Source organism: Micromonospora sp. MP36 (assembly GCF_008119785.1).
Classification (GTDB): domain Bacteria; phylum Actinomycetota; class Actinomycetes; order Mycobacteriales; family Micromonosporaceae; genus Micromonospora.
The window spans coordinates 88,043-98,409 of record NZ_VSFA01000018.1 but is presented as its reverse complement, the minus strand read 5'-3'; the positions used below and the strand labels follow the sequence as shown (position 1 = coordinate 98,409).

Sequence of the window (10,367 nt, the reverse complement as noted above, 5' to 3'; positions counted from 1 at the left end):
CCTGGGCGGCCGGTTTGTCGACCCCCGGCTGGTGCGACGGCGCCGGTACTCCGGCCGCCACAGCAGGCGGGGCCGCGAGCGGAGCACCAACCAACGCGAGTAGGACGGCGAGCACCACCACACGGGCTGGCCGCCGTCGATCTCGCCGCCATCGACTTGGCAGTCTGGTGCGGACAGACCTTTGCACTCCTTGATTGGGGGTCATTGGGCGGCCACCTCCAAGCGGGGGCAAAGCATGGGTGGGCGTTATTCAAAGTTCTTTCGTAAAGTCACTGCAAAATATCCTCGCCCTATGGCGAGCGCACCGTCAAGACGTAATGACGGACGTCAACGTCGAGGTTGAGGATGACGGGCTTGGGGGCGGGATGAAGGACGGACGGCCGGCCGGGACGCCGGTGCTGCGCAGGATCAACCGTGCCGCGGTGCTGGACGCGTTCCGGCAGTCCGCACCCGATCCCGTCCGACTGGCCGAACTCACCCGGATGACCGCCCTGACCCGTCCGACGGTCACTCAGGCGGTGGAGGACCTGCTGGCGGCCGGCTGGCTACAGCAGCACGCACCGGAACCGTCCGCGGTGGGTCGACCGGCGACACGATTTTCCCTGAACGGCCGGGCAGCCCCGGTCCTCGGGCTCGACGTCGGGCCGCACACCGTCGCCGCCGGTGTCGCAGACCTCGCCGGCGAACGTCTCGGCGTGGTCCACCGAACCGTCCGCCGTCCCGGTGCACGTCAGCTGCTCGAAGTGGTGGACGAGGCAATCAGCGAGGCATTGTCGGCGGCCGTGGTGTCCGCCGACCAGATCGCCGCGGTCACCGCGGCGACCCCCGGCATCGTCGAAGCGACCAGCGGCCGCGTGCTGTTCGCGCCGAGCGTGCCCGGCTGGTCGGCGATCGACCTCGTCGACCGCATGCGTCAACGCTTCACGTGCCCGGTGATGGTTGACAACGACGCCAACCTGGCCGCGCTCGCGGTGGCCCACGAACACACCGGCTCGGGCACCCTGCTCGCGGTCCACTGGGGCGAGCGGCTCGGTGCCGGAGTCGTCATCGACGGGCGGCTGCATCGAGGTGCGGGGGCGGCCGGTGAGATTGGCTTCATCCGCCCCGTCGGCGACCTGCCCGACGACACCGGGGACGGCCGAGGGCCATTGGAGCGTGCGATCGGGGCCGAGGCGATCACCGATCTCGCCCGTCGGTACGCCGCCGAGCACCCGGAGTCGAGCCTTGGCTCCCTTTCGACCGACCCCGCCACGGTCTTCAGGGCTGCCGCGGACGGTGACCTGTGCGCACACCACGTCGTGGATCGCATCGCCTTCGTCTTCGCCCAGGCGATCGCTCCCTGCGTCCTGGTGCTGTCCCCGCACACGATGGTCATCAGCGGGGGCATCGCCCGGGCCGGCAGCGTCTTGCGGGACGCCGTGGCGCGCCATCTCGACCGCCTCACGCTTACCTCGCTGAATGTCGAGCTGTCCGGGCTGGCGGAGGAGACGGTGCTCACCGGAGCGCTCCGGATGGCCCTGGACGAGGTGTGGCGGAGCAGACTGACCGTCGCGTGAAGCGGGCACCGCACCGGCGGACAGGATCGGCCAACGCCGAGATCGAAGATCTTGTACCGGTCGGCGGTGCGGTGTCGCTGGTCAGCCGGCTTCCGGGGCGTGGCGCTGGTCGGTTCGGGCTGCTCGCCGGGCGTTCCGGTGGGTAGCTCCGAGGCCGGAAAGCAGCCGGCCAGTTCGAGCGCCCCATGTTTCGTCACATTTAAATATTGCGCTAGATGACTGAATCTGCCTAGTCTGGCAGCAGATCAATCACAAACGTTCAAAGCCCGACGAGACGCGCCGCGTCGGAGTCCCCGCATCATCCGCCGTGCACCGGATGACCGCTCCGCTCCCGACTGCCTGCGGTGTCGTCAGCCCGGCCGAGCCGGACGAGGCTCGGCCCACCGTGCGATGTGGTGAAAACACCTGCCTGCAACGAGGAGGTCCGATGCCACACAGATTCCTGACACTGCTCACCGGAGCCGCGCTGGGTTTGGCGACCACCGGAGCCGCCGTGCTGCCGGCCACCGCGGTGACGGCGAGCCAACCGGGCCGGGCCTCGGTCACCGTACCGGCGGTGATCCCCGAGCCGACGTCCCTGACCGTCGTGCCCGGCCAGTCGTTCGCGTTGGCGCCGTCCACCCAGGTCGTCACGCACGGCTCGGACGACGCGCGGGCCGTGGGCAACTACCTGGCCGGCCTGCTGCGGCCGTCGACCGGCTACCCGCTGCCCGTCTCCGACGAGACGGCCACCGCCGAGGCCGGGGCGATCGCGCTGCACCTCGACGACGACCCCGACCTCGGCCGGGAAGGGTACCGGCTCGACGTCACGCCCGGCCGCGTCCTGCTTCGGGCCGGCACGGCCGAGGGGCTCTTCCACGGCGTGCAGACGCTGCGCCAGCTGCTGCCGGCCACCATCGAGGCGGTCGCCCAGCAGCCGGGACCCTGGACGATCCCCGCAGTGCACGTGGTGGACCAGCCTCGCTTCGGCTGGCGGTCGGCGATGCTCGACCCGGCCCGGCACTTCCTGACCCCGGCCGAGGTCAAGCGGTACATCGACCTGCTGGCTCTCTACAAGATGAACACGCTGCACCTGCACCTGGCCGACGACCAGGGATGGCGGATCCAGATCGACAGTTGGCCCAGGCTGGCCACCTACGGCGGCAGCACCGAGGTCGGCGGCGGGCCCGGCGGCTACTACACCAAGGACGAGTACCGCGACATCGTCGCGTACGCCGCGCAGCGCTACATCACGGTCGTGCCGGAGATCGACATGCCGGGACACACCAACGCGGCCCTGGCGTCCTACGCGCAACTCAACTGCGACGGCGTAGCACCGCCGCTGTACACCGGCACCAGCGTCGGTTTCAGCTCGCTCTGCATCGACAAGCCGGTCACGTACGACTTCCTCGACGACGTCATCGGTGAACTCGCTGCCATGACCCCGGGCCGGTACATCCACATCGGCGGCGACGAGGCGCACGTCACCCCGCACGACGATTACGTACGCTTCATCAACCGGGTCGAGGACATCGTCAACCGGCACGGCAAGGCGATGCTCGGCTGGGAGGAGATCAGCGCGGCCGATGTCGAGTCGCCCTCGATGGCGCAGTACTGGTGGACCGCCGCGGAGGCCCGACAGGCCGCCGAGAAGGGCCTGGACGTGGTGATGTCCCCGGCTCAGAAGGTCTACCTGGACATGAAGTACGACGCGAGCACCCCGCTCGGCCTGAGCTGGGCCGGCTACACCACAGTGCGCGACAACTACGAGTGGGACCCGGGCAGCTTCGTCAGCGGCCTCGACCCCGCACGGATCCGGGGCGTCGAGGCGCCGCTGTGGGGCGAGACGGTCGAGGATATCGACGACGTCGAGTTCCTGGCGTTTCCCCGGATCCCCGGGGTCGCCGAGCGTGGCTGGTCCAGCGCACAGGGGCGCTCGTGGGACGAGTATCGAGTGCGGCTGGGCGCGCACGGGCCCCGCTGGGACGTGATGTCGGTGAACTACTACCGGTCCCCAGAGGTGGCATGGGGTGAGCCCGCGCCGGTGACGGTCGCGACGGACGAGCAGGTCGTCTACGCCGAGGACGGCACCGCAACGGTCACGGTGACGGTCACCAACCGCAGCAATGCTCTGCTCAGCGACGTCGTCGTGGATCTGGATATCGATGGCGCCAGCGCGGTAGCGACCGGCGGCGCTACGCTGCCGCGGTTGCCCGCGGGGAAGAGCCGGCAGGTGACGTACGCAGTGACCTTCCCGGACGCCGCGGGGGCGCGGGACAGCCGCTCGCGGACCAGCGTCACCTGGCAGGCGCCGGACGGCAGCACCGGCGAAGTGCGGTACCAGGCGGCACTGCGGCTGTCCTGCGCGCCCCACGCCACCACGCCGACGGCCGTCGTTCACGCGGACAGCGAGGAGACCGCGGCGGAGAACGGTGCGGCGGCGAACGCCATCGACGGCAACGTCGACACCATCTGGCACACCCGGTACAGCACCCCCCGGGCCGGCTACCCGCACGAGATCCAGGTCGACCTCGGCCGTACCGACGCCGTCTGCGCCTTCCGCTATCTGCCCCGGCAGAGCGGCGTCAACGGCACCATCAGTCGGTTCGAGGTCTACCTCAGCACCGACGGCGCCACCTGGGGCAGCCCCGTCGCCAGCGGCACCTTCGCCCCGGGTAGCGGCGAGAAGTGGACGCCGTTCGCCGAACGCGACGCCCGGTACGTGCGCCTCGTCGCGCTGACCGAGATCAACGGCGGCCCGTGGGCGTCGGCCGCCGAGATCGGCGTCGACATGCGCTGACAGGCCACCGGAGCGTTCAGGGGGCATGCCCACCAGGCATGCCCCCTGTGCTGTGGGCACCAAACCCATCGGAACGAGGACGATCCCGACTCCGTCGCCGGCTCGAACGGACACGGGGCCCGGCTGGCTCCTCGCCGGACCGGGCCCCGCTGCCCATCAGGCGAGGTCGTAGCGGTCCAGGTTCATGACCTTGACCCAGGCCGCGATGAAGTCCTGGACGAACTTCTCCTGCCCGTCGGCGCTGCCGTAGACCTCCGCGATGCCTCGGAGCTGAGAGTTCGCGCCGAAGACGAGGTCGACGGCGGTGGCCGTCCACCTGACCTCGCCCGTGGCGCGTTCCCGGCCCTCGTACACGTTCTCGGCCGAGGCGGAGGCCTTCCACTCCGTGCTGATGTCGAGCAGGTTCCGGAAGAAGTCGGTCGTCAACGTCTCGGGCCGGTCGGTGAAGACGCCGTGCCGTGCCTGTCCCACGTTGGCGTTCAACACCCGCATGCCGCCGATCAGGACCGTCATCTCGGGAGCGGTCAGCGTCAACAGGTTGGCCCGGTCCAGCAGCAGGGTCTCCGGCGACAGCTTCTGTCCCGCTCGCAGGTAGTTGCGGAATCCGTCCGCCTTGGGTTCGAGCACGGCGAACGACTCGACGTCGGTCTGCTCCTGCGATGCGTCCGTGCGTCCGGGCGAGAACGGGACCGTGACCTCATGCCCGGCGTTCCTGGCCGCCTGCTCGACGGCCGCGCACCCGCCGAGGACGATCAGGTCGGCGAGGGACACCTTCTTCCCGCCGGACTGCGAGTCGTTGAACTCCCGCTGGATCTGCTCCAGCCGCTGCAGCACCGTGGCGAGCTGGGCCGGCTCGTTGACCTCCCAGTTCTTCTGCGGCTCGAGGCGGACCCGCGCCCCGTTGGCGCCGCCGCGCATGTCGGTGCCGCGGAAACTGGCCGCCGACGCCCAGGCGGTCGCGACCAGCTGCGAGACGGACAGCCCCGAGGCCAGGACCGTGCGCTTGAGGGCGGCGATGTCGTCGGCGCCGATCAGCTCGTGGTCGACCGGCGGGACGGGGTCCTGCCACAGCTGCGGCTCCGGAACCCAGGGGCCGAGGTAGCGCGAAACGGGTCCCATGTCGCGGTGCAGCAGCTTGTACCACGCCTTGGCGAACGCGTCCGCGAACTGGTCCGGGTTCGCCATGAACCGCCGCGAGATCGGCTCGTAGATCGGGTCGACCCGTAGCGCGAGGTCGGTCGTCGCCATCATCGGGGCGTACCTGACCGCGGGGTCGTGGGCGCCCGGTACGGCGTCCGCCGCGGCGCCGCCCTTCGGCCGCCACTGCTTCGCGCCGGCCGGGCTCTCGGTCAGTTCCCACTCGTGGCCGAAGAGGGTCTCGAAGAAGCTGTTGTCCCACGTGATCGGGGTGGGTGTCCAGGCTCCCTCGAGCCCGCTGGTGATCGTGTCCCCGCCCTTGCCGATGCCGAAGCTGTTCTTCCAGCCCAGGCCCTGCTGCTCGAGCGGGGCGCCCTCGGGTTCCGGGCCGACGTACTCGGCCGGGCCTGCGCCGTGGGTCTTGCCGAACGTGTGGCCGCCGGCGATGAGCGCCACCGTCTCCTCGTCGTTCATCGCCATCCGCCCGAAGGTCTCCCGGATGTCCCGGGCGGCGGCCAGCGGATCCGGAGTGCCGTTGGGGCCCTCCGGGTTCACGTAGATCAGCCCCATCTGCACGGCGCCGAGCGGGCCGGCGAGCTCCCGGTCGCCGCTGTAGCGCTCGTCGCCGAGCCAGGTGTCCTCCGGCCCCCAGAAGATCTCCTCGGGCTCCCAGACGTCCTCCCGGCCGAAGCCGAAGCCGAACGTCTTGAACCCCATCGACTCCAGGGCGCAGTTGCCGGCGAAGACCAGCAGGTCGGCCCAGGAGATCCTCCGACCGTACTTCTGCTTGACCGGCCAGAGCAGCCGGCGCGCCTTGTCGAGGTTCGCGTTGTCGGGCCAGCTGTTGAGCGGGGCGAACCGCTGGGCGCCGTCGCCGCCACCGCCGCGGCCGTCCTCGATCCGGTACGTGCCAGCGGAGTGCCAGGTCATCCGGATGAACAGCGGCCCGTAGTGGCCGTAGTCGGCCGGCCACCAGTCCTGCGACGTCGTCATCACCTCGAAGACGTCCCGCTTCAACGCCTCGACGTCGAGCTTCTTGAACTCCTCCGCGTAGTCGAAGTCCTCACTCATCGGAGTGACCCGCCGCGCGTGCTGGTGGAGAACCTGCAGGTTCAGCTGATTCGGCCACCAGTCCTGGTTGGTTCTGGGTCGCCGGATCGGCTTGGGAGTGGGGGAGGGGATTGCTGGGTTCTCGCTTTCGCTGACACTCTCCGTCGCGGCCTTCTTGTCAGACACGTCGCTCCTTCTCCCGTCTTGATGACTCGTTCTGTCAACTGGCTGCTGGTGCCGCGAGACACTCGGGACAAACACCCCAGTAGGTGACCTCGGCCTCGTCGACCGAGAAGCCCCGGTTGTCGGACGCGGTCAGGCAGGGCGCCTCGCCGACGGCGCAGTCGACGTCGGCGATGGCGCCACACGACCGGCACACCACGTGGTGGTGGTTGTCCCCGACCCGCGACTCGTAGCGCGCCACGGAGCCGGCGGGCTGGATACGCCGCACCAGCCCCGCGGCGGTGAGCGCGTGCAGCACGTCGTACACGGCCTGGTGGGACACCTCGGGAAGTGCCCTGCGTACGGCGCCGAAGATCGACGCGGTGTCGGCATGTGGATGCGCGTGCACCGCGCTCAGCACCGCCAGCCGTGGACGGGTCACCCGGAGCGCGGCGCCGCGCAGCATGCGCTCGAAGTCCGGAATCGTGGCCACGTTGCGCAGTATGCTCCGCTTTGTTCTTGATTGCATCCAGAACACGGCGTCGCGCGGCTTCCCGCTCGGACCCACCTCGCGAGGGGTGCTTTAGTTGACGGCATGCCCAACCCCGCGATCCTCACCGTCGACGACGACCCGGCCGTCTCCCGGGCGGTCGCCCGCGACATCCGCCGCCGCTACGGCGACCGCTACCGCGTGGTGCGGGCCGACTCCGCCGAGGCGGCGCTGGAGGCGCTCCGCGAGCTGAAACTGCGCGGGGAGCAGGTCGCCGTGCTGATCGCGGACTACCGGATGCCCCAGATGAACGGCATCGAGTTCCTCGAGGCCGCCATGGATCTCTTCCCGGCCGCCCGTCGGGTCCTGCTGACCGCGTACGCCGACACCGACGCCGCGATCAACGCGATCAACGTCGTCGACCTCGACCACTACCTGCTCAAGCCGTGGCACCCGCCGGAGGAGAAGCTCTATCCGGTGCTGGACTCGCTGCTGGAGGCCTGGCTGGCCACCGCTACGGCGCCCACCACCGACCTGCGCGTGGTCGGGCACCGCTGGTCGGCTCCGTCCTTCAAGGCGCGCGACTTCCTGGCCCGCAACCTCGTGCCGTTCCGCTGGGTGCTCGCCGACGAGCCCGAGGGCGCCGAGCTGCTGGCGGCGGCAGGGGTGACCGCGAACGACGTACCCCTGATCGTCACGACCGAGGGCAAGTCGCTGGTGCAGCCGACCGAGGCCGACCTGGCCGCGCACGTGGGGCTGACCACGGCGCCCGCCGCGGACTTCTACGACCTGGTGGTCGTCGGGGCCGGCCCGGCCGGGCTCGGCGCCGCCGTCTACGGCGCCTCCGAGGGGCTGCGGACCGTGCTGGTCGAGCGGCGGGCCACCGGCGGCCAGGCCGGGCAGAGCAGCCGGATCGAGAACTACCTCGGCTTCCCCGACGGCGTCTCCGGCGCCCAGCTGACCGACCGGGCACGTCGGCAGGCGCTGCGCTTCGGCAGCGAACTGCTCACCGCCCGCGAGGTGGTGGCCCTGGAGGACGCCGGGGCGGCGCGGGTGCTGCGGTTCGCCGACGGCAGCAGCATCGCCACCCACACGGTCGTGCTCGCCACCGGCGTCTCGTACCGGATGCTCCCGGCACCCGGCCTGGCGGAGCTGACCGGCCGCGGCTGCTTCTACGGCTCCGTGGCGAGTGAGGCGCCGAGCTGCTCCGGGCAGGACGTCTACATCGTGGGCGGGGCGAACTCCGCCGGCCAGGCCGCCGTGCACTTCTCCCGGTACGCCCGGCGGGTGCACCTGCTGATCCGCGGCGCCGACCTGACCCGGTCGATGTCCAGCTACCTGATCGAGCAGATCGCGCGGATCGACAACATCGAGGTCCACCCCCACACGGAGGTGGCCGCCGGAGCCGGCCAGGAGCACCTCGAGCAGGTGACCCTGCGCGACATCCGCAGCGGCGAGGTCCGCCAGGTCGACACCTCGTGGCTGTTCGTGTTCATCGGCGCGGAGCCCCGCACCGACTGGCTCGACGGGGCCGTCGCCCGCGACCCGCGCGGGTTCGTCCTCACCGGCCCCGACCTGACCAGAGGCGGCCGGCGGCCGCCCGGCTGGACCCTGCCGCGCGACCCGTACCACCTGGAGTCCAGCATGCCCGGCGTCTTCGCCGCCGGTGACGTGCGGGCCGAATCGGTGAAGCGGGTCGCCTCGGCCGTCGGCGAGGGCGCGATGGCGGTGTCGCTCGTGCACCGCTACCTGGAGGCACAGTGACCACGGCAGACGGCCGGCTCACCCCCGACGAGCTGCGGAGCCTCTTCCTCTTCGAGGCGCTCACCCCGCACCAACTGGCGCACCTGTCCGAACACGGCCGGGTCGAACAGCGCCGCGCCGGCGACGCCGTGTACGTCGAGGGCGAGCCGGCGAGCTGCTTCTACGTGCTGCTCAGCGGCACGGTAGCGATGCGCCGGCGGGTGCAGGGCGACGACGTCGAGGTGAGCCGTACCAGCCAGCGCGGCGTGTACGGCGGCGCGATGCAGGCGTACATCGGTGACCTGGCCGAGCAGCAATACGCAAACAGCCTCTTCGCGGTGACCGACTGCGAGGTCTTCGCGCTGCCCGCCGAGATCATCGCCGAGGCGATGCGGGCCTGGTTCCCGATGGCCACCCACCTCCTAGAGGGGCTGTTCATCGGGATGCGCAACACACAGACCATCGTCGGCGAACGGGAACGGCTGCTGGCGTTGGGCGCGCTCTCGGCGGGGCTGACCCACGAGCTCAACAACCCGGCGGCGGCCGCCGTCCGGGCCACCTCCGCACTGCGCGGCCGGGTCGCGAAGATGCGTCACAAGCTCGCCCTGATCGCCGACGGTCGGCTCGACGGCCGGCGCCTGCACGACCTCGTCGCCCTGCAGGAGGAGGCGGTGAAGCGGGCCGGCGCCGCGCCGCCGCTGACCCCGCTGGCCGCCAGCGACGCCGAGGACGAGCTCGCCGACTGGCTCGACGACCACGGTGTCCGCGGGGCCTGGGAGATCGCCCCGACGCTGGTCGCCGGCGGCATCGACGCGGGGTGGCTGAGCCAGGTCGACGCCGCGGTCGGGGCCGACGACCTGGAGTCGGCGATCCACTGGATCACGTACACCATCGACACCGAACTGTTGATGGGCGAGATCGACGACGCGGTCGGCCGGATCTCCGGGCTCGTCGGCGCCGCGAAGCAGTACTCCCAGCTGGACCGGGCGCCCTACCAGACCGTGGACGTCCACGACCTGCTCGACGCCACCCTGGTCATGCTCCAGGCCAAGATCCCGTCCGGGGTGCAGGTGGTGAAGGAGTACGACGAGACCCTGCCCGCCATCCCGGCGTACGCCGCCGAGCTGAACCAGGTCTGGACCAACCTCATCGACAACGCGCTCGGCGCGATGGGCGGAACCGGCACACTGACCATCCGGACCGGCCGCAAGGAGGACCGGCTGATCGTGGAGGTCCGCGACACCGGCAGCGGTATCCCGCCGGAGATCCGGCCGCGGATCTTCGAACCGTTCTACACCACCAAGCCGGTCGGCGAGGGCACCGGCCTGGGGTTGGACATCTCCTACCGGATCATCGTGAACAAACACCACGGTGACATCCGGGTGCAGTCGCAGCCCGGCGACACCCGGTTCATCGTGCTGCTGCCGATGGCCTCGGCCTAATGCGTTGA

At 70.6% G+C, this 10,367-nt stretch carries 6 protein-coding genes; 4 read left to right on the top strand and 2 right to left on the bottom strand.

Going from position 1 to position 10,367, the window contains the following annotated elements:
- The first annotated feature begins 317 nt into the window (after nt 1-317).
- Together FXF52_RS16210 and FXF52_RS16205 are read left to right on the top strand one after the other, a co-directional pair.
- Complete coding sequence (locus FXF52_RS16210) at nt 318-1,556, top strand: ROK family protein (RefSeq protein WP_222870543.1); 1,239 nt, start codon at nt 318-320, stop codon at nt 1,554-1,556.
- 427 nt (nt 1,557-1,983) lie between these two features.
- Entirely contained in the window at nt 1,984-4,335 is a 2,352-nt protein-coding gene (locus FXF52_RS16205; RefSeq protein WP_148797736.1) for a family 20 glycosylhydrolase, read from the top strand.
- Between the two features lie 156 nt (nt 4,336-4,491).
- Here the strand turns inward: FXF52_RS16205 and katG are convergent, their stop codons facing one another.
- Nucleotides 4,492-6,708 (bottom strand): catalase/peroxidase HPI, encoded by a 2,217-nt coding sequence (katG, locus tag FXF52_RS16200; protein WP_148797735.1) that lies wholly within the window; start codon nt 6,706-6,708, stop codon nt 4,492-4,494.
- Between the two features lie 34 nt (nt 6,709-6,742).
- Nucleotides 6,743-7,150: a Fur family transcriptional regulator gene (locus FXF52_RS16195; RefSeq protein ID WP_255472018.1), complete on the bottom strand. Its 408-nt coding sequence runs from the start codon at nt 7,148-7,150 to the stop codon at nt 6,743-6,745.
- 129 nt (nt 7,151-7,279) lie between these two features.
- On the opposite strand from FXF52_RS16195, the gene FXF52_RS16190 reads away from it, so the two are divergent.
- Together FXF52_RS16190 and FXF52_RS16185 are read left to right on the top strand one after the other, a co-directional pair.
- Complete coding sequence (locus FXF52_RS16190; protein WP_148797733.1) at nt 7,280-8,938, top strand: FAD-dependent oxidoreductase; 1,659 nt, start codon at nt 7,280-7,282, stop codon at nt 8,936-8,938.
- Nucleotides 8,935-10,359 carry an ATP-binding protein gene (locus FXF52_RS16185; RefSeq protein WP_148797732.1) on the top strand — a complete coding sequence of 475 codons (1,425 nt, stop codon included), beginning with the start codon at nt 8,935-8,937 and terminating at the stop codon, nt 10,357-10,359. Before FXF52_RS16190 ends, FXF52_RS16185 begins: the two co-directional genes overlap by 4 nt.
- The last annotated feature ends 8 nt before the right edge of the window (nt 10,360-10,367 follow it).